We start from the raw sequence: 21,154 nt of genomic DNA on the forward strand, positions 1-21,154 counted from the left end.
GTCACGGTAGAATCGCCCCAGCAACCGCAGTCTTCGTCCGAAGTCCGAACAACATCACGCACTGACGAACATGACCCGAAGCGTACGCTGGTTGGCCGCAGTCCTGATTGTGATCATCGCTGCGCTCGCAGTGTTCGCGGTCATTCATTACCGGCGGGGCACGGCCACGCCCGAGGCGGAGGGCGGTGCGAACCCCAATGCGCCTTTTACCCTGGTCGATGCGGCCAATCGCGAATACGAAGGACAACCTGCGATTGCGCTGACGTTCTCACAACCGCTTTCCGCGTCGGGCGAATACGACAAGGTCATTCGCGTGCTCAAGATGCCGCCGGCCAAGGTCAAGGCCAAAGGCAAGGACGGTGCGAACACGGCTTCTGACGATAGCGCCGGCAACGATTCAAGCGGCGGTTCCGATGCGGGAAGCGATACCGGCAATGATACGGATAGCAACGCCGGCGAAAATGGCAACAGCAGCGGCAATGGCCAGGACGGCCAGCCGGCATCGGCTGCGAGCGAGGTCAGCACGTCCGATGCGATGACCGACCTGACCGGCGGCACACCCGTGCAAGGTGGCTGGGTGGTCGGCGACAACCCGCGCCTGCTGTATTTCCCTCATGTCCAGCCGCTCACGCGCTACGTCGTCCAGGTCATGGACACGGTCAAGGCCGCCGACGGACGCACGCTCGGCCACGAGACCCGGTATTCGATCAGTACGCCGGCCGTGAGTCCTGCCTACTATTTCGCGAGCCGCGGCATGGTGTTGCCTGCGAAGCAGAACGGCGGGCTGCCGGTGGTCACGGTCAATGTGCCCGAGGTGGATGTGCAGTTCCTGCGCGTACGCAATGACCAGCTGCCGCGTTTTCTCGATGCGATGCTCGGGCGGCAACAGCGAAGCTCAGGCTCGGGCAATGGTGACGACGACAGCGGCGACGCGGGCAATCAGGGCGATCAGGGCGCCGACTCGGGCAGCAGCGACAACGGCGCATTGCAGGGCGGCCTGCATGGCGCCGTATCGATCTGGTCGCTCGATCAGCTTCACAAAATGACCGACAGCGTCTATCACGGACGCTTCCTGACCGAGCAACAGACCGACAAGCGCAGCGTGACGTTCCTGCCCGTCGAAGACATCAAGCCGCTCAAGGATCCGGGCATCTATATCGCGATCATGTCGCGCCCTGGACGGTTCGGCTACGAATACCAGACCACCTATTTCTACGTCAGCGATCTCGGGCTGCACATCCGTCTGTTCGAGCAACACGCCGAGGCGTATGTGAGTTCGCTGACGGACGGTAGCGCCGTGTCCGGCGTCGACCTCACGTGGGTCGACAAGCGCGGCCGGGTACTCGCACGCGGTACGACCGATGGCGATGGCCATACGTCGTTTGTCTCGCAACCGGCGGGCGCCGCAGCGATCCTCGCGCAGAAGGACCGGCAGATGTCGATGCTCGCGGTACGGGGCGCGGCGCTCGACCTGTCCGAGTTCGACGTGACCGGGCTTGGCTATTCGCCGGTGCGCCTGTTCGCATGGAGCGGGCGCGATCTGTACCGGCCCGGCGAGACCTTCGATGTGTCCGTGCTCGCGCGCGACGCTGACGGTCACCCGGTGCCGACGCAGCCGATCCAGGCGACGCTGCGCCGTGCCGACGGCAAGACGCAATCGGTCGCGATGTGGGCGCCGGACCCCGCGCATCGCGGCTATTTCCAGAAGACGATCGCGCTGCCGGCCGACGCGCCGACCGGCGAATGGTCGCTCGAGTTGCGCAGCGACCCCGCGAGCGACGAGGCCAACACGACGCTGCCGCTTCACGTCGAAGAGTTTCTGCCCGAGCGTATGAAACTCGAGCTGACCAACCCAGTCACGAGCCTCAAGCCGCGCCAGCCGTTCACGGTCTCGGTCAAGGGCACCTATTTGTACGGTGCTCCGGCGGCCGGCAACACCATCATGGGACTCGCCGAGTTCTCGCGGAACAAGAACCCGCTGGAGGCGCGCTATCCGGGGTTCGAGTTCGGTGACGCGAACGACGACAGCCTGCAGACACATCAACCGTTCGACGACCAGACGCTTGACGACGATGGCCGGGGTTCGATCGAGATTCCGGTCGACCCCGCATCGGGCACGCATTCGCCAGTCACGGTGCGAGCCACGGTGAGTCTGCTCGAGTCTGGCGGCCGTCCTGTGATCCGCAACATTGAACGCACGATCTGGCCGGCCCCCGTGTTGACCGCGGTGCGTCCGCTGTTCACCGGCGACTACGCACCGGAAGACTCACCGGCAGACTTCGAAATCATCCGAACCGATGAAAACGGCAACCTGAAGCCTGAGGCCGCCATGCCGTATCGGCTCTTTCTCGAGGAACGCCAGTATTACTGGCGCTTCGACGACCAGCGCGGCTGGAATTCGGGTTATACGGAGAACGACCAGCTCGCCTATACGGGCTCGGTCAGCGTTCCTTCAACGGGCCGCGGGCATCTGCGCGTGCCGGTCAAATACGGTCGCTACAGGCTTGAAATCACCGATCCGGCGACTGGCCTCACGCAGATTTACCGTTTCTATGCGGGGTGGTCGGCACAGCAGGACGAAACCGCCGGCATGCGTCCGGACCGCGTGGCGCTCAAGCTCGACCACGACGGCTATCGCGGTGGCGACACGGCGCATCTGACGATCACGCCACCTCATGCGGGTGTTGCACTGATCACCGTGGACGGCGATCGCACGCTATGGTCCAAACGCATGAAGGTCGATGCGGCCAATCAGGTCGTCGACATTCCTGTCGACCCGGCGTGGCAACGGCACGATCTCTACGTGTCGGTCATGGTGCTGCGACCCGGCAACGAGGGCGATCTGGTGACGCCCGCGCGCGCATTGGGCGTGATCGCATTGCCGCTCGCGCGCGCCGATCGCAAGCTCGACGTGAATATCGAGGCGCCGCCGAAGGCCAGGTCCGAAACGCTCGTGCACGTCAAGGTGAAGGTGCCGCAGCTCAAGGGGCAGGCCGGCCAGGGTAACCAGAGCGCGTTGCTCACGCTCTCGGCCGTCGACGTCGGCATCCTGAACATCACGCAGTTCCCGACGCCCGATCCGTTCGGATTCTTCTTCGGCAAGCTGCGCTATGGCGCGGATCTGCACGACATCTACGGCAACCTGATCGAGAAGATGGCGGGCAAGAAGGGCAAACTCAAATGGGGCGGCGACACGACACCCAAGCCGACCTCGGAGATGCCGAAGAAGGTCAAGCTCGTCGATCTGTTCAACGGGCCGGTACAGTTCGATGCGAACGGAGAAGCGGATATTCCGGTGGCGCTGCCGGACTTCAACGGCACGTTGCGCCTGAGTGCCGTGGTTGCGGGTGCGGACACGTTCGGCAGTCATAGCCAGGACATGATCGTCGCGGCACCGGTCATTGCCGAACTCTCGACGCCGCGTTACCTGAACTTCGACGACCATTCGACGATTGCGCTCGATCTGCAGAACCTCACCGGCGCCGCTGGCGATTTCTCGGTCGAAGTGCATGGCGACAATGGCCTGACCGTGCAGGGCGGCGCGCCTCGCACCGTTACGCTCAAGCCGCAGCAAAAGCAGACCTTGAGGCTCGATGCGATCGCGGGCGAAATCGTCGGCCTGCATGCGATCGATGTGACGGTCAAAGGCCCGAATGTGTCACTGACGCGCCACTACGCGCTTGAAGTCGAAGCGCCGACGCCGACGACGCCGGTCGTGCAACGCTTTACGGTCGAGCCGGGCGCGTCGTTGCCCATTCACGATCCGACCGTTGCAGGGCTGTACCCGGGATCGGTGACGGGCCATCTCGTCGTGTCCGACCGGCTGCCTATCGATGTGCGTTCGGCGGTCAAGTGGTTGCTCGAATACCCGTACGGCTGCGCCGAACAGGTGACGAGCAGCGCCTATCCGTGGCTCTATGTCGATGAAGCCGCAGCACGCCAATATGGCCTCAAGCCGTACACACATGACCAGCGTGCGCAGCGTATCGATTTCGCGCTCGGCAAGCTCGGCGGCTATCAGGGGGCCAATGGCGGCTTCAGTCTCTGGGGCTCGGGCGATGCCGACCTGTGGCTCTCGGCGTATGTCGCCGGTTTCCTGCAGGATGCGCGGACGCAGGGCTTTGGCGTGCCCGACTCGATGTATAACCGCGCGATGGCGTATCTGCTGCACGCTGTTCAGGAAGGCAGCGGCAATATCCGGCCGTTGCCGGACCATGTGACGCCGGCCGACATTCCAGCACTGATCGACAACTACGCGGCGAATAACCGCAACCTCGAAGCACTCGTGCTCGCGTCGTATGTGCTTGCGCGGGAACGCAAGGCGCCGGTGGGGACGCTGCGGCAACTGTTCGATCAACGCGGTTATGCCAATTCGGGGCTGCCGCTCGTCGAACTCGGCATTGCACTCAATCTGATGGGAGATCAGACCCGTAGCCAGCAGGCGATCAAGGAGGGCATCGCGAAGCAGCGCATCGTCGGTTACTGGTGGTGGGACTACGGCAGCGAACTGCGGGACGCCACGATGGAATATGTGTTGCTGGATCGCGAACATATGATCGCGGGTGATACGGCCACCGGTCTGCTCGGGCGTATCCAGAATGCGATGGTGTCGCGTGCGCCGTGGTACTACAGCACGCAAGACCGCCTTGCGCTGTTCCGCCTCGGGCAGATTCTCGGCAACCGCGAACAGAAGCCGTGGTCGGCGACGATTGCGGGCAACGGCGCGAGCGGCGGGCCGTCGAAGACCGTGGACGACAAGTCGTCGTATGTCGACGTGACCGCAGACCAGATCGCACAGGGCGTCACGATTCAGAACGGATCGGATCAGCGCTTGTTCGTCGAGCTCGCCTTGAGCGGGAACCCCGTGCAGTCGCCTTCGATGCCGCCGGACAAGCGTGAGCAGATCAAGCTGACGCGTGAGTACCTGAAGGCCGACGGTACGGCGCTCGATGGCCCGCTCAAGGTTGGTGATACCGTGCTCGTGCACTTGACGGCAGCATCGGCCAACGTCGTCAACTCGGCGCTGGTGGTCGATCGCGTGCCGGCAGGTCTCGAAGTCGAAAACGAGAATCTCGTTCAGGGAGAAACGGGCAACGGTATCAAGGTCGGCGATGTCGACGTGACCGAAGCGATGAGCAGTCCGCGCATCAAGCACGTGGAGTTCCGCGACGACCGGTTCGCGGCCGCGGTGCAGATCGGCTGGTCGGGGTCCCTGAACCTGTTCTATCGGGCGCGGGTCGTGACGCCGGGGCAGTTCAACGTGCCGCCGGTGTTCGCGCAGGATATGTACCGGCCGCAAGTGTTCGGCATTCTCGATCCGAAGTCGAAGATGTCGGTCATCGATACGCGTGCGTCGGCGGCTGCATCGTCGGGCGGGGCTTCGGGTGCATCGTCGGGTGGCGCGGCGGCTCCGGCTGCATCCGCGGCATCGGGGGTGCAGGCTGCGTCGTCCGCCGCCCCCGCATCGCCTGCGCCCGTCGTGTCGTCCGCAGCGTCCGCGTCATCCGCTGCGCCCGCTTCGTCGGGGCATTAGGAGACGTCGGGCCGTGGCCATCGGAACGATCGAGCGGCTGAAAGCGTGCGCTGCGTGCGCGCTTCGCTTTGCGCGACGGGCGACCCGGCGGCTCTCGGTACGGATCGCGTTCGGTGCGGTCATCGTGCTGATCACCGGTGCGGCGGCGCTCGATCATGCGTATCCGCTGCCGAAGCCGGGCCGCAACGCGCCGTTCGCGCTCGTTGTGACGGCGCGCGACGGTACGCCGCTGCGCGCGTTCCCCGACACGTATCACGTGTGGCGCAGCCCGGTGACGATCGATGATGTGTCGCCGCGTTATGTCGAAGCCCTGATCGGCTACGAGGATCGCGCGTTCTGGTGGCACCCCGGCGTGAATCCTTTTTCATTGGTCCGCGCGGCTTTTCAATGGGCCGTGCACGGCCATATCGTGTCGGGCGGTTCGACGATCACGATGCAGGTCGCGCGCATGATCGACCCGACGCCGCGTTCGCTGGCCGGCAAATGCCGTCAGATCCTGCGCGCGTTTCAGCTCGAGCTGCACGACTCGAAGCGTGAAATCCTGACGCTCTACCTCAACTACGCTCCAATGGGCGGCGTACTCGAAGGCGTAGAAGCTGCGAGCCGTGCGTATCTGGGCAAGCCCTCGGCACGACTGACGTATGCCGAGGCCGCGATGCTTGCCGTCCTGCCGCAAGCCCCATCGTTGCTGCGCCCCGACCGGTATCCGCAATATGCGCAACGCGCGCGCGACAAGGTCCTGCGTCGTCTTGCCGATCGCTGGCCGGCCGATGCGATTCAGGATGCGTTGACCGAGCCCGTCTTTGCGCAGACCGTGCGGGAGCCGATGCTCGCGCCGCTGCTTGCCGAGCGGCTCAAGAATGTGGCTCGCGGCCGTCTTCGCGTCGTCAGCACGATCGACGCGGACATGCAGGCCAGTCTTGAAACGCTGTTGCTCGATCAGACGCGCACGTTGCCGCGTCACGCGTCGATCGCCGTACTGATACTCGAGAACGCCACGCTCGAAGTACGTGCTTATGCGGGGTCGGCCGATTTTGGCGATGCCAACCGGTTCAGTTATGTCGACATGGTGCGCGCGCAGCGTTCGCCGGGCTCGACGCTCAAGCCGTTCCTGTATGGGTTTGCGCTCGATGCCGGACTGATCCACTCCGAGTCGCTGCTATCCGATGTGCCCCAGTCATTCGGCGGGTATCAGCCGGGGAACTTCGAGCAATCGTTTCATGGTGCGGTCAGCGTGTCGGAGGCGTTGACTGCGTCGCTGAACGTGCCGGCAGTGCAGGTGCTCGATCAGTACGGGCCGGACCGTTTCGTCGACAAGCTTCGCGAAGGCGGCCTGACGCTGCGGTTTCCACGCGGAGCGACACCGAATCTTTCGGTCATTCTCGGCGGCGCCGATACCTCGCTTGAAAGCCTTGTCGGGGCGTACGCTGCGTTTGCGCGTGGTGGTGTAGGCGGCGTGCCCCGGCTCACACCCGACACGCCGCTCGAAACGCACCGGATGATGAGCACGGGTGCTGCATTCATCGTGCGCGACATTCTCGAGACAGGCGGTCCTGTTGCGCGTGCGATCGGCGAACGCGCGACGACGCGGGGCGTCGCCTGGAAGACCGGCACGAGCTACGGCTTTCGCGACGCATGGGCGATCGGGGTAACGGACCGCTACACGGTCGGCGTGTGGATCGGTCGCCCCGATGGCACGCCCAACCCGGGGTATTTCGGCGCGAATGCCGCGGCGCCGCTATTGATGAATGTATTCGCGATGGTGCCGGGCTCCGTGCACGACAGCGTGCGTGTGCCGCCGCCGGGTGTCACGCAGGCACGGATCTGCTGGCCGCTCGGGACCGAGGCGAGTGCGCAGCCGGCCGATCTGTGCGCCGTCCAGCGCACGGCATGGTTGCTCGACGGTCTGGCGCCGCCGACGTTTCCCGATCCGATGCGCACTGGCGAGCCGGTGCTGCGCTATAGCGTCGATCGCGTGACAGGCCTGCGTGCCAATGCCGAGTGCACGCGCGATCCGCTCGTCGCAAACGAAAGTCCGCTATGGCCGACACGGCTGCAGCCTTGGCTCGATGAAAACACACGCCATGCAGGCGTGCCGCGCTGGCAGGATGGATGTGAGCGTGCAGCGGCAAACGGCGCACAACTGGCTATCGTCGGCGCGAGCGACGGCGAGGCGATCCATCGCATCTACGGTGGCACGTCGCCGCGGTTGCATTTGAGTACGAGCGGCGCGCAAGGCGCGATTGGCTGGGTCGTCAACGGGGTGCTCGTCGGCACCGCCGATGCGTCGCAAGGCCGAACGATCGAACTCGCGCAGCCCGGCGACTATGCGATTACAGCGTTCGACCGCAAAGGGCAGTTCGACCGGATCCGGCTCAGCGTGCAGTGAGCTTGGATCGTCAAGTACGCAGCGGCGTCGATCTCCGGACTTTCATGGGTGAGCGGATGCGCTCTTATGCGCGTCGCTGCGCCGCGCCTGGCTTTCGAGTTCGCGAAGGGGTCTCGCCTTCGAACGCTTCGACAAGGCGTTGGCGGAACCACTGATTGGCCGGATCGCCATCGGCATTCGCATGCCAATACAGATACGCGTCGGCGGCTGCGGAGTCGAGCGGGAACGCGTGCACGGTGTTGCCGAACGACTCGTTGATCAGCCGTGCATGCCGGCCTGGCATCGTCAGCAGCAAATCGGTCTGGCTGACGACGCGGCACGCCGCCGAATAGTGCATGCACCGCAGCCGCACGTGCCGCTGCAGGCCCGAGCGCACCAGTTCCATATCTTCCATGCCGAGGCCGCGACGGCGGCTCGTCACCAGCACGTGCTGTTCGGCGACGTAATCGTCGAGCGACAGACGCTTGCCGACGCGCGGGTGTCCGCGGCGGCTCAGTACGACGAGCTCGTCGGAGGCGAGCCGCATCGTGCGCACCGTCTGCGGAATCGGCAGCGCCACGTCGATCACCGCATCGATGGCACCCGACAGCAAATCTGCTTCGATGGTCCGGCGCTCGTGATGCACTGTCGCGACATCGATCGATGGCGCAGCACCGACGATCTGCTTCATGACCGGCGGCAGCACGACCGACTCAAGGACATCGCGCACGCCGAGCGTGAAACGCTTGACGGTCGATTCGACGTCGAACTGGTTCGTTTCATGGAGCGTGAGCTCGAACGTGCGCAACGCGTCGCGCACGCGCGCGATGATCGATCGCGTAAAGGGCGTCGGCACCATCGCGTGGCCATGGCGTTCGAACAGCGGATCGCCGAGGAGTTCGCGCAGTCGCGTGAGTGCGTGACTGACGGCCGACTGGCTCAGGTTCAACTGGTCCGCCGCTCGCGTGATGCCGCCCTGCGTGTAGATGCAGTCGAGTACGACAAACAGGTTCAGGTCGATCCGCGATATATGCATGAGATGAGTGGGTGGCGTTTCAAACTATTCATTTGCCTCATTGTAGGCGTGTCCGTAGTCTATGCACATGAAGACATCGCGGTGCGTTAGCGGAAGTCGCGGTGCATCGGAAGGCACGGCGTTGCGTTAGCGAACATCGCTTTGCGGTACGGGACATCGCGTTGCATTGAGGGACATGTATGGGACAGCTTTATCTGGTGCGGCACGGCCAGGCGTCGTTCGGTGCGGAAGACTACGACCGGCTTTCGGCACTCGGGGCGACGCAGGCAGGCTTGCTCGGGCGCTGGTTCAAGGCATGCGGCACGCCGGTCGATCGCATCGTGTCGGGCGCGATGCGCCGCCACCGCGAAACCGCAAGCCACTGCATGGCGGCGTTCGGTGCGGACGATGGCGCGCACAGTGATGCGAACGATGGCGCGGCGCGGACCGTACCCGGTATCGACACGTTGACGATCGACGCGCGCCTGAACGAATTCGATCACGCGCAAGTGATGGACGTGTACCGCAATGTATCGGCGTCCATCGTTGCGACGGAAGGCGCCGCCGCTGATGCCGAAGCGGCTCGTTCGGCCGTGATGTCGTCCGCCGAGCTTCAGCGCGTGTTCGCGCTGGCCACGGGACGGTGGATGAGCGGCGAACACGACAGCGACTATGACGAATCGTGGCGTGCGTTCCGGCTTCGTTGCGTCGACGCATTGGAGTCGTTGACTGATGGGCGCGATCCGTCGAAGTCGATCGTGGTCTTCACGTCGGGTGGCACGATTTCGGCCATGTGCCAGCACGTGCTCGATCTGACGGACAAAGCTACGCGTGAACTCAACTGGTCGCTCGCGAATACCGGCGTGACCCGTTTGCTCTTTACAAAAGGACGTCGCGGCCTGGGCTACCTGAACAGCACCGCACATTTCGAATGGGCACGCGAGCCGGGCTGGCTCACGTATCGCTAGAACCCCTTGAAGGTGACCTCTGATGAATGACCCGCACATCCACTTCGAACTCTCCGAGCGCGCTGCAAGCTTGCGCGAACGCGTTGCCGCGTTCATGGACGAGCATGTGTATCCGAATGAAGACCGGTACCACCACGAAGTGGCCGACGGCGACCGCTGGCAACCGATCGCCCTGATCGAGGAACTCAAGGCGCGCGCGAAGTCGGAAGGGCTCTGGAACCTGTTTTTGCCTGACTCCGAACTCGGTGCCGGCCTGACGAACGCGGAATATGCGCCGCTATGCGAACTGATGGGACGCGTGCTCTGGGCGCCTGAAGTCTTCAATTGCTCGGCCCCCGACACCGGCAATATGGAAGTGCTCGTCAGATACGGCACGCCGGAGCAGAAAAAGGCGTGGCTCGAGCCGCTGCTGCGCGGTGAAATCCGCTCGGCCTTTGCAATGACCGAACCGCTTGTTGCGTCATCCGATGCCACCAATATTGAAAGCTCGATCGTGCGCGACGGCGACGACTATGTCGTCAATGGCCGCAAATGGTGGACATCGGGCGCGAACGATCCGCGTTGCAAGATTTTCGTCTTCATGGGCAAAAGCAACCCGGACGAGGTCGAGCGTCATCGTCAGCAAGCCATGATTCTTGTGCCTCGCGACACGCCGGGCGTCAATATCCTGCGTCATTTGCCGGTGCTCGGCTTCGACGATGCGCCGCATGGTCATGCCGAGATCGTGTTCGACAACGTGCGCGTGCCCGCGGCAAACATGCTGCTTGGTGAAGGGCGCGGGTTCGAGATCGCGCAGGGACGTCTCGGTCCCGGGCGCATTCATCACTGCATGCGTTTGGTCGGTCTGGCCGAACGCGCGCTTGAAATCATGTGCCGGCGCAGTCTTGCGCGCGTCGCGTTCGGCAAGTCGATCGCCGATCAGACCGTGACTCAGCAGCGCATCGCCGACGCGCGTATCGCCATCGACGAGACGCGATTGCTCGTCATGCATGCGGCGCGCAAGATGGACGCCTTCGGCAACAAGGCGGCGCTGCGCGAGATTGCGATGATCAAGGTCGCCGCACCGAATATGGCGTGCGAGGTCATCGACATGGCCATCCAGGCGTGCGGCGGTTACGGCATGCAGGATCGGTTTCTGGCTCACGCTTACGCGGCCGCACGTTCGCTGCGCATCGCCGACGGTCCCGACGAGGTGCATCGCAATCAGATCGCGAAGCTCGAGCTGTCCCGTTATCGCAGTGCGCGCTGATCGATCGGCGCCCAAGGAGATAGACCATGGAACATCACTATGCCCAGCTCTCCGAAGTCAACCTGCATTACGTGAGTCAGGGCGAGGGCCCAACCATCCTGTTCGTCCACGGTTTTCCGGAGTTCTGGTACGGGTGGAAGGCGCAGATCGACGCGCTGTCGAAGGCGTATCGCTGCGTGGCCGTCGACCTGCGCGGATATAACCTGTCGAGCAAGCCGATTCCTGTCTCCGCCTACTCGGCCAAGCATATCGTCGGCGATCTGCGTGAATTCGTCGAACACCTCGGCGGCCCCGTCCATATCGTGGCGCACGACTGGGGCGGCGCGATGGTCTGGGAATTCGCCACGCGTTTTCCTGAACTCATTCGCAAGCTCGTCATCATCAACGCGCCGCACGCCTATACATTGCATCGGGAGTTGCGCGAGAACCCTGCGCAACGCGAGGCGATGGACTACTTCACGCTGTTTAGAAGCGACAAGGCGGAGCGCGTGCTGAGCGAAGACGACTTCGCGCGTTTGCAAACGATGTTCGACTCGTGGGATATCGGCGGGCATCGTGTGACACGCGAGGTGCGCAAGAATTACCTGACCGCCTGGAAACAACCGGGTGCCCTGACCGGCGGACTCGACTGGTATCGCGCTACGAAGCTCGTACCGCCCGCATGCGGCAAGCCCAACGTCGAAGACTTCGAACTCGATGCGCGCAATCATCAGGTCAACGTGCCGACCATGGTCGTCTGGGGCGAGCGCGATACGGCGCTGCTGACGGGGCTGCTCAATGGCCTCGACGCGTGTGTGCCGGATCTGCGTGTCGAGCGGATCGCCGAGGGCTCGCACTGGGTGCACCACGAATTCCCCGAGCGAGTGAACGCGCTGATCGACGATTTTCTCGAACGCCTGTGCGTCGATTCGCTTGCGGTTCAGTAAGCCGTCGAAGGTCGCACCATGGCGTTCCTGATATCGGCGTGCTGAATCGGGATCCCGATATCGGATTCAGTTCTCCGGCTCGGGACGTCGGACCTGGGACATCGGGCCAGGGACATCGGACTCCTGACGGCGCGTTGTCATATGGCACTGTCACATACCGTCAGCCGTGATGTGCGCTTTCCGCGCATCCGACGTTTTGTGGCTCACGTCAAAAACCGTAATAACCGTATATTGTGTTTTCGCCGCATCACCTGCGGTTTTCCCCATGCGCGCGCTTATTGGCGCGAGCTATACTCGGCCGGGTACGTGGCAGTACGCTGCACCATCAAGGGCGACGCGATGACCAGGCCAGCATGGGATTCGGATACGTTTTCCGAATACGACGAATTCAACTCGATACTGGATGCGGCCTCCACACGGCTCGAAGTGAAAACCGTGTCAGAGGTGCGCGCGGGCGCGCGCTCGTTTCCGCTTGTCACGGCTTCGATCGGTTCGAGTGATCCACAGGCGCCGGCCATCGGGTTCTTCGCCGGTGTTCATGGTCTTGAAAGAATCGGCACACAGCTCGTGCTCGAATATATGCGCGCGCTGCTCGAACGCCTCGAATGGGACGATCTGCTCGCGGCGCAATTGCAATCGATCCGGCTGATTTTTTTCCCGATCGTCAATCCGGGCGGCATGTTTCTGAACACGCGTGCGAACCCGAACGGCGTCGACCTCATGCGCAACGCACCGCAAAACGCCGAGGGTCACGTGCCGTTTCTCGCGGGCGGGCAACGCATCGGTCCGTGGCTGCCGTGGTATCGCGGGCCAGTGAATTCGCGCATGGAACTCGAAAGCACTGCGTTGATCGACGTCGTCAAATCCGAGCTGATGTCGCGGCCGTTGAGTTTCGCGGTCGACTGTCATTCGGGTTTTGGATGGGATGACAGTATCTGGTTTCCGTATGCGCGGACCGATCAGCAGATGATGCATCTGCCCGAGATGTACTTGCTCAAGACGATGTTCGAACGCGCCTACCCGCATCACGGCTATGCGTTCGAGCCGCAGAGCCATCAATATCGCCTGCACGGCGATCTTTGGGACTACGCCTACGACGCGACGACGCCGCCCAATATCTTTCTGCCGATGACGCTCGAACTCGGCTCGTGGCGGTGGATCCGGAAAAATCCGCGGCAACTCTTCACGCGGCTCGGCATCTTCAATCCGATCAAGGCGCATCGCACGCGGCGCGTATTGCGCAGGCATGTGAATTTCCTCGAGTTCGTCACGCGCGCTGCGTTCGCGTCGAGCCGCTGGTTGCCGCATGACGACACGCGGCAGCGCATTCTTGAATGCGCGAGCGCGCACTGGCAACGACCCGCTGCCCGATGAGTACGTGGATCCTGTTGCGTGGCCTGACGCGGGAAGCGCGTCATTGGGGCGAATTTCTCGAACACTTTCGACGCATCGGGACGCGTGATGATCCGGGTGCGGAGTTCGTCACGCTCGAATTGCCGGGCAATGGCGATGCGAACGCCGCGCGCAGCCCGGCACGTGTCGCGCAGTATGTCGCCGCGATACGTACGACCGCTGCCGAGCGGACTTCCGGTGGGCCGTACCGAGTGCTCGCCATGTCGTTGGGTGGCATGGTCGCGACCGCATGGGCCCAACACCATCCCGAGGAGATCGAGCGTCTCGTACTGATCAATACGAGCATGCGGCCCTTTTGCCGCACCACCGAACGCTTGCGCATCAGTGCGTGGCCGCGGCTTGCGTGGGTGGTCGCCAACTGGGGGCGCGCCGGCGCCTGTGAGCAGGGCATTCATGCGCTGACCTGCGCGGAGCACGCGCAACGTGAACGCGATATCGACACGTGGACGCAGATCCGCCATACCCGGCCAGTCTCCGCGCACAATGGCCTGCGGCAGCTCTACGCGGCCGCACGTTTCGAGGCGGATCGCTCGGCGCCGAATTGTCCGACGTTGATTTTGTCATCGGCGCGCGATCGTCTTGTCGATCCGGTGTGTTCGGCACGCATTGCATCGAGCTGGGGCGCCGAGCACCTCGAGCATCCGCGCGCCGGTCACGACCTTCCGCACGACGACCCGGTATGGACCAGCGAGTCCGTGCAAAACTGGCTCGCCGAACGCCAGCGCCAACCAGAAGTGGTTACCGCATCCGCGGCATGAACTGCTCGTAACGCATACCGCGCGTATCATCATCCGGTTTGGATCGATGTAACTCGATGTAGAAACCACCTATACAGGGAATTCAACATGGCGCGCGTCGAAGTCAAGGTGCCTCAGCTCTCCGAATCGGTCTCTGAGGCAACGGTATTGGAATGGAACAAGAAACCCGGCGAGAAAGTCGCTCAGGACGACATTCTTGTTCAGCTCGAGACGGACAAGGTGGTGCTCGAAGTACCGGCCCCGTCCGATGGCGTGCTCGCCGAGGTAGTCGCCAAGACCGGCGACGTGGTCGTCGTCGATCAGTTGCTGGCGGTGGTCGATACCGACGCCAGCGCGGCGGTAGCGGCGCCCGCTGCGGCAGCCCCGGCACAAACCCAGACCCAAACCCAAACCCAGACCCAAAGCCAGGCGTCCGCGCCTGCGGCAGCAGCGCCGGCGGCCGCGGCAGCTCCGGCCGCACACGCGACATCGACGCAGTCGCCCGCAGCGGGCACGGCGAAATCGGTCACGGCGGCGCTCTCCAAAGAGTTCGATGTCGTTGTGATCGGTGCCGGACCGGGCGGATATATCGCCGCCATTCGCGCCGCGCAACTCGGCAAGACCGTGGCCTGCGTCGAGCAATGGAAAAACCCCGAAGGCAAGCTCAAGCTCGGCGGCACGTGCCTGAACGTCGGCTGCATTCCGTCGAAGGCTTTGCTTGCGTCGTCCGAAGAATACGAAAACGCGAAGCACCATCTGGTCGACCACGGCATTGGCGTCGGTGATCTGACGCTGGATATCGGCAAGATGATCGGGCGCAAGGCCGGGATCGTCGAGAAGATCACAGGCGGTGTCGAGTTCCTGTTCCGCAAGAACAAGATCACGTGGCTCAAGGGGCACGGCAAATTGCTGGGTCGCACGGCCAACGGCGTGGCCGTTGAAGTCAGCGGGGAAGGCGACACCGAGGTCGTCGGCGCGAAGGACGTGATCATCGCCACGGGTTCGAAGGCGCGTCATTTGCCGAATGTCCCGGTCGACAACAAGATCGTGTCGGATAACGAAGGCGCACTGTCGTTCGATTCCGTGCCCAAGAAGCTCGCAGTCATCGGCGCCGGCGTGATCGGTCTCGAGCTTGGCTCGGTGTGGCGCCGCCTTGGCGCCGAAGTCACGCTGCTCGAGGCGTTGCCCGAATTCCTCGGCGCGTGCGACGAGTCGTTGTCGAAAGAAGCGGCGAAGCTCTTCAAGAAGCAAGGATTGACGGTCCACTTCGGCGTCAAGATCGGCGACGTCAAGCAAAGCAAATCAGGCGTGTCCATCGCCTATACCGACAAGGACGGCGCGGCGCAGACGCTGGATGCCGACCGCCTGATCGTGTCGATCGGGCGTGTGCCCAACACCGATCAGCTCGGGCTCGAGAACGTCGGGCTCGCTGCCGACCAGCGCGGCTTCATTCCGGTCGACGATCACTGCAAGACGAGTGTCCCGAACGTCTATGCGATCGGCGACGTCGTGCGCGGGCCGATGCTTGCGCACAAGGCCGAAGACGAAGGCGTGATGGCCGCCGAAGTCATTGCGGGGCAAAAGCCGCATATCGACTACAACTGCATCCCGTGGGTGATCTACACGGAGCCCGAGATTGCGTGGGTCGGCAAAACCGAGCAGCAACTCAAGGCAGAAGGGCGCGCTTACAAGACCGGCCAGTTCCCGATGATGGCCAATGGCCGCGCGCTCGGGATCGGCAAGACCGACGGCTTCGTGAAGATGATCGCCGATGCGACGACCGATGAGTTGCTCGGCTGTCACATCATTGCCGCGAACGCGTCCGATCTGATCGCCGAAGCGGTCGTTGCAATGGAGTTCAAGGCGGCGTCGGAGGATATCGGCATCATCTGCCATCCGCATCCGTCGCTGTCGGAAGTCGTGCGCGAGGCTTCGCTCGCGGTCACGAAGCGCGCGCTTAATATCTGACGCGCGGTCTGAGGGCGGACCGTGCAATGCGGTCTGCCCTCAGACTTGCCAGCCGTGCGCTCCGATCAGCGGAACGAACTGGACGCCGCAAAGATCCTCCGTATCGAATGCCGTGACCGATGTTCTGCGCACGCGCACGAGCCGCTGATAGTCCTTGTCTGATCCGACCGGCATCACGAGGCGTCCGCCGACGGCGAGCTGCGAGCGCAATATGTCGGGCACTTCGGGCCCACCGGCGCTCGCGATAATCGCGTCGAACGGTGCGCGCTCGGCAAGCCCCAGCGTGCCGTCGGCAAGATGCACCTCGACATTCTCGAAACCCAGTTCGTGCAACACACGACGCGCGTGAATGGCCAGTGATTCAAGGCGCTCGATCGTATCGACGCGCGCCGCGATCGAGGCCAGCACCGCGGCCGCATATCCCGATCCCGTTCCGATTTCGAGCACGCGATCGTCGGCGCCCAGCTGCGCCGCTTCGGTCATCAATGCCACGATATACGGCTGCGAAATCGTCTGTCCCTCGCCGATAGGCAGCGGTGAATCCGAATAAGCCCAGTCCTTGAGTCCGTCAGGCACGAACGCATGACGCGGTACGCGACGCATTGCATCGAGCACGCGTGCGTCTTTCACGCCGCGTGCCGCAAGTTGATGTTCGACCATCGAATGGCGAACGGAGTCGGGATCAGACATGGCGCTCAAGCGGGGATGCCGGACACTCGAAAACGGAGCAAACGTCGTGCGATCCGCAGGCGTTCGGCCCGGTCCGGTTTCCGATTCAAGCAATGTACGCGCACTTCGATTCAGACGCGTCTCACGCACGGTGCTGCTCCGTTAAGCGAATGCAAGGTATGGGTCTTGCTGCCAAGGCTGGCGTTTGTGGAAAACCTTCCTTGAAATCATTGCAATGACGCCTTTCTCTTTTGCACGCTATGTCGCGGTGGCGAGTACCTGTGTGGTGGTGCTCGGCGGATGCGCAACCGTCGGTCCCTCGCGGCTGCGCGCCGACCAGGTCAACTATGAACGCGCGCTTGGAGACGCGAAAAAACGCGAAATACTGGCAACGGTTGTCGGCCTTCGTTTCGGCGACTCGCCGTCGTTCGTGACCGTGAGCCAGATCATCGCGGCGTATAACCTTGACGCAAGCGGCGGCCCGACCGTCAATCTCGGTTCGGGTTCCGTGCCCAACTATGCATCGGCGACTGCGACCGTGTCATATGCGAACCATCCGACGTTCACTTTCACGCCGGTGACTGGTGAGGCTTACGCGACCGCGTATATCCGGCCTTTACCTTCGTCGCTGGTGTTGCCGCTTGCCGATAGCGGGATGCCGATCGATCTGCTATTGCGCGTCGCGGTTCAGTCGGTCGGAGACCTGCAGAACGCTTCTCCGCTCGGCGGCGTCAATAGCGCGGGATCGCCCGGGTTTTTCGAATTGCTTCGTGCTTTGCGCTCATTGCAGCTCGCAGGTGAGCTCACGCTCGAGTACAAGGAAATCGACAAAGTCCAGCACGTGTACCTGACGCTGGGTGGCACGGCGACCAATGAGCCCGCGCAGAACCGCGCAGATATCGATACCGTGCGCCGCCTGTTGCATTTGTCCGGGACGACCGCGAACTACGAGATCGTGTCGGCATCGCCGTCGGGCACGCCCGCCCGCGGCAATACGATTCCGATCGTCACGCGCTCGGTGCTCGGCATCCTGACGAATCTCGGCGCACAGGTCGATGTGCCGCAGGCCTCCATCGACAGCGGCGCCACCAAGCCGACCGTCTCGCTCGTGGGTGGCGAAACGCGGCCGACTGTGGTGGTCCATGTGGGCGGGAGTGTTCCGGGCGACGCGTATGTCGCGGTCGAATACGGCTCGGACTGGTACTGGATCGACCGCACCGATTTCGATTCGAAATACGCGTTCACGGTCGTTCAGAACATCATTGCGCTCGCCGAAGCGACGCAGGATTCCAAGGCGCCGATCGTGACGATCCCGGCGAACTAACCCGAAGCGCCCTAACGCGGATCGAAGTCGAATTCGATCCGGATGCCGCCGGGTTCGGTGATCATCGTGTGATGGACCGGACCTGCGCCGAGCGGCTCGGGCGCGAACTCGACTTTGACGCCAGGCCATGCCGACACGCGTTCGAAGGTCTCCTTGAACGCGGCTTCGCCTTTGCAGCGAAGCGCGAGGTGATGCAGGCCGACATTGGCCTTGCGATCAAACGCCACACCGCCGTCCGCGGCCTGGACTTGCCACAGCGTCAGCATGATCGTGCCATCCGAGACGAAAGCGGCCGGGTAGTCCGGCTTCTCGCCGACCTGCTTCCAGCCCAGGCAATCGACAAAGAACGCGCGAGTCGCGGCGAGGTCGCGCACGGTCAGGCCTAAGTGGTGGATGCCCTGCGTGGTCACGTCGGTGCTCATGGGGACCTCGGTCTTGTGCTTATGGGTCAGTGGGGAAAGTGCAACATGCGTTGGCATGTCGTGTACTTCGTTTCGTGAGGCGTCTCGTCCGGCATGGCGCGTCGCGTCCTTCGCCGTGCGTCACGTGCGTCATGTGCCTCACGTCCTTCAAGTCCGTCATGCACGGCGAGCCGGTGTTGCGTCATCGCTCAGGTGCAAGGGCGAATCGTAGCGTGGCGCGCAATGTGTTGCAGACGAACGCCTGCGCTGATTGCGCAATGGCCCGAAATCGGAAATCATACGCACCCGGCACTTGATTGACGGTTTTGTCATTGCGACAGGGCGTCATGCCATTCACGAATACATTGCCGGAAGCAAGTGCTGTGGGATTAGGGTTTCCCTGTATGTGAACACACTCGGGAAGACCCCATACAATTTGTCATTCTGACGCTGCGTCAGGATGATTGATGAACATCGGGCCGGGCAATGCGCGGCTCGCCATGACAAAGTTGGGGGTACAAGTGACGGATCATCGTTCGGTCGTCGCTGAAAAGAAGCGTGTGATGATGCGTGCGAGGTTGCTCGACGCCGCGATGCGGGTGTTCGCGGATGAATCGAAGCCTGCGCCTGTTATCGATGACGTGATCCGCGAAGCCAATGTGTCGCGCGGCACGTTTTACAACTACTTCGACTCGCTGGACCAGGTGCTCGCCGCCGTCGGCCAGGCATTCAACGACGAGATGGCGACCGGCGTGTTGCCGATCTACGACGTGCTCACTGAGCCGTGGCAGCGCACGTCCGTCGGGTTTCGTGTGTTCCTGCTGCGTGCGCTCATCGACTCGAAGTGGGCCGGTTTCCTGTTACGCATCGACGCGTGGCCGCATACGACCATGGTTGCGATGTATATGAGCGCCGACCTCGAGAACGGCCGTAACAAGGGGCAGTTTTCGTTTGACGACGCGCGCGTCGCGGCGGACTTTCTCGTGGGCGCCAAGGTGCGTGCCATCCAGACCATCCGCCAGGGCTTGCCCGACCCGAACACGTACATGAACGCGGCGGTTCGCATGGCGCTGGCGAGTATCGGTTGCTCGCCCGAAGTGGCGGCGCGCGGGGTCGCGTTTTCGACGAAATATCTGCACGACTGGATCACCGGCGCCATCGAGGGTCCGAAGCCCGCGTGGGCGCTCAACTTGCGCTCCGACGAAGGCCGATTCTACGCAGCGGCGAATGAGACGCCGCGCGAGGAACCTGAGCTATCTGGGCAAGAGCTGATCAGCAGCTAAGCCCCCGGTACCTGCGGCACCATCGTCGTCCATCGGTTGCGAGACCGCCGCTTGATTGTCGGCCGCCTGATCGTCGGCCGCTTGCTCGCCGGGCGTTTGTGCGCCCGGCGGCGTCGCGTGGCGGTGGATGTCGTGGGTTGCAAAGCCGAGTTCGCGGCTCGGCACATCGAACCAATCCGCATGAGTGAATGAGCGGCGAATATCTTCGAGCCCGCTGCACCAGTGCTCGCCCAGCGTATCGAAGCTGAACTCGTAGTCCTTGTAGTGCCCTTCGTAGAACTTGTTGTTGTAGATCAGGTGCACGATATTGATCGCGCCGCCGTCCGCCAGATCCATGGCTTCACGTACGTGAGGATGATTGCGGGCGATATCGGCAGGAAGCAGCTCGATCATTTCCTTGAGCAGACGCTTGTGCTTCTGCTTGGCCGACAGCATGTTCGTGATGGCGCGCGTACGGCTTGAAAACTGAATGTCCTTGGTGCGCTCCGACACATCGGGAAAGTCGCCCGGCAGGTTGCCTCGCGCACTCCACAGATCCACCTGGAAGACCAGCGTGTCTTTGTGCTGGTTGTCTTCGATGATCTCGGTCAGCGGTGTATTGGAAACGAGACCGCCATCCCAGTAGTACTCGCCATCGATCTCGACAGCAGGAAATCCGGGAGGCAGGGCCCCGGATGCCATGAAGTGTTCAGGCTCCAGGCACATTTTGGTGTTGTCGAAGTAGACAAGGTTGCCCTTGCGTACGTTGACCGCACCGACCGAGACACGGACATCGCCGTTGTTGATGCGATCGAAGTCGGCATAGTCGAGCAGCGTCTTGCGCAGCGCGCTCGTGTCGTAGAAGCTGACCTCATTGGGCTTGCGTTTGTCGAAGCCCGCGATCGGCAAAGGCACACGTGGCGTAAAGAAGCCTTGCTGACCTTCGGTCAGCGTGCGGCTTGCCGACCACATGCTGGCCCATTTGCGCGCGTGATCGGCGTAGCCGAGCGACGCGGCCGCGTAGGCCGCCCATGCGCCGAAACTGTCGGCGGGCTGGCAGATGGTATTCCAGAACTCGCGCAACGCTTGCACGCGATCCTCGGGGGCATTACCCGCGATGATGGCGGTGTTCAACGCACCGATCGAAATGCCGGCTATCCAGCTCGGATGCACGCCGACCTCCGCAAGGCCTTCATACACACCGGCCTGGTAAGAGCCCAGTGCGCCTCCGCCCTGAAGCACGAGTGCGATCTCGGCATAACGGGGCAGATCGAAGGACAGTGTCTTCGGGGTTCGATTACGTTGGCTTGTGCGCACGCGT

At 63.0% G+C, this 21,154-nt stretch carries 14 protein-coding genes; 10 read left to right on the plus strand and 4 right to left on the minus strand.

What is annotated here, in order from left to right; genetic code table 11:
* Positions 1-70 precede the first annotated feature (70 nt).
* Together ACMFWR_RS20270 and pbpC are read left to right on the plus strand one after the other, a co-directional pair.
* Positions 71-5,533, plus strand: a complete 5,463-nt coding sequence (locus tag ACMFWR_RS20270) for an alpha-2-macroglobulin family protein (protein WP_413196485.1) — start codon at positions 71-73, stop codon at positions 5,531-5,533.
* 13 nt (positions 5,534-5,546) lie between these two features.
* Positions 5,547-7,922: a penicillin-binding protein 1C gene (gene pbpC / locus ACMFWR_RS20275; RefSeq protein ID WP_413196486.1), complete on the plus strand. Its 2,376-nt coding sequence runs from the start codon at positions 5,547-5,549 to the stop codon at positions 7,920-7,922.
* A gap of 64 nt (positions 7,923-7,986) precedes the next feature.
* Here the strand turns inward: pbpC and ACMFWR_RS20280 are convergent, their stop codons facing one another.
* Positions 7,987-8,937 carry a LysR family transcriptional regulator gene (locus ACMFWR_RS20280; RefSeq protein ID WP_413196487.1) on the minus strand — a complete coding sequence of 317 codons (951 nt, stop codon included), beginning with the start codon at positions 8,935-8,937 and terminating at the stop codon, positions 7,987-7,989.
* 179 nt (positions 8,938-9,116) lie between these two features.
* On the opposite strand from ACMFWR_RS20280, the gene ACMFWR_RS20285 reads away from it, so the two are divergent.
* The 6 genes from ACMFWR_RS20285 to lpdA all read left to right on the plus strand — a co-directional run bounded on the left by ACMFWR_RS20285 (position 9,117) and on the right by lpdA (position 16,177).
* On the plus strand, positions 9,117-9,884 hold the full coding sequence (locus ACMFWR_RS20285; RefSeq protein ID WP_413196488.1) for a histidine phosphatase family protein: 768 nt from the start codon (positions 9,117-9,119) through the stop codon (positions 9,882-9,884).
* A 22-nt stretch (positions 9,885-9,906) separates the two neighbouring features.
* Positions 9,907-11,133: an acyl-CoA dehydrogenase family protein gene (locus tag ACMFWR_RS20290; protein ID WP_413196489.1), complete on the plus strand. Its 1,227-nt coding sequence runs from the start codon at positions 9,907-9,909 to the stop codon at positions 11,131-11,133.
* 26 nt (positions 11,134-11,159) lie between these two features.
* A complete protein-coding gene (locus tag ACMFWR_RS20295) occupies positions 11,160-12,059 on the plus strand; it encodes an alpha/beta fold hydrolase (RefSeq protein WP_413196490.1) in 900 nt (299 codons plus the stop codon).
* Positions 12,060-12,398: 339 nt separating this feature from the next.
* On the plus strand, positions 12,399-13,433 hold the full coding sequence (locus ACMFWR_RS20300; RefSeq protein ID WP_413196491.1) for a M14 family zinc carboxypeptidase: 1,035 nt from the start codon (positions 12,399-12,401) through the stop codon (positions 13,431-13,433).
* Positions 13,430-14,230 (plus strand): alpha/beta fold hydrolase, encoded by an 801-nt coding sequence (locus ACMFWR_RS20305; RefSeq protein WP_413196492.1) that lies wholly within the window; start codon positions 13,430-13,432, stop codon positions 14,228-14,230. The genes ACMFWR_RS20300 and ACMFWR_RS20305 overlap by 4 nt, the downstream gene beginning before the upstream one ends.
* An 87-nt stretch (positions 14,231-14,317) precedes the next feature.
* Complete coding sequence (lpdA, locus tag ACMFWR_RS20310; protein WP_413196493.1) at positions 14,318-16,177, plus strand: dihydrolipoyl dehydrogenase; 1,860 nt, start codon at positions 14,318-14,320, stop codon at positions 16,175-16,177.
* 39 nt (positions 16,178-16,216) lie between these two features.
* Here the strand turns inward: lpdA and ACMFWR_RS20315 are convergent, their stop codons facing one another.
* Positions 16,217-16,867 (minus strand): protein-L-isoaspartate(D-aspartate) O-methyltransferase, encoded by a 651-nt coding sequence (locus ACMFWR_RS20315; RefSeq protein ID WP_413196494.1) that lies wholly within the window; start codon positions 16,865-16,867, stop codon positions 16,217-16,219.
* Between the two features lie 214 nt (positions 16,868-17,081).
* Between ACMFWR_RS20315 and ACMFWR_RS20320 the strand changes: the two genes are divergently transcribed.
* Entirely contained in the window at positions 17,082-18,170 is a 1,089-nt protein-coding gene (locus ACMFWR_RS20320; RefSeq protein ID WP_413196495.1) for a hypothetical protein, read from the plus strand.
* Positions 18,171-18,181: 11 nt separating this feature from the next.
* On the opposite strand, the gene ACMFWR_RS20325 is transcribed toward ACMFWR_RS20320, so the two are convergent.
* Positions 18,182-18,592, minus strand: coding sequence for a VOC family protein (locus tag ACMFWR_RS20325; protein ID WP_413196496.1), 411 nt, complete (start codon positions 18,590-18,592; stop codon positions 18,182-18,184).
* 446 nt (positions 18,593-19,038) lie between these two features.
* Between ACMFWR_RS20325 and ACMFWR_RS20330 the strand changes: the two genes are divergently transcribed.
* Positions 19,039-19,854 (plus strand): TetR/AcrR family transcriptional regulator, encoded by an 816-nt coding sequence (locus ACMFWR_RS20330; RefSeq protein ID WP_413196497.1) that lies wholly within the window; start codon positions 19,039-19,041, stop codon positions 19,852-19,854.
* Here ACMFWR_RS20330 and ACMFWR_RS20335 read toward each other — a convergent pair.
* Positions 19,825-21,150 carry a DUF3734 domain-containing protein gene (locus ACMFWR_RS20335; protein ID WP_413196498.1) on the minus strand — a complete coding sequence of 442 codons (1,326 nt, stop codon included), beginning with the start codon at positions 21,148-21,150 and terminating at the stop codon, positions 19,825-19,827. The two genes, ACMFWR_RS20330 and ACMFWR_RS20335, sit on opposite strands and share 30 nt — an antisense overlap.
* Positions 21,151-21,154: the final 4 nt, after the last annotated feature.

Source organism: Pararobbsia alpina (assembly GCF_965118125.1).
Taxonomy (GTDB): Bacteria; Pseudomonadota; Gammaproteobacteria; order Burkholderiales; family Burkholderiaceae; genus Pararobbsia; species Pararobbsia alpina_A.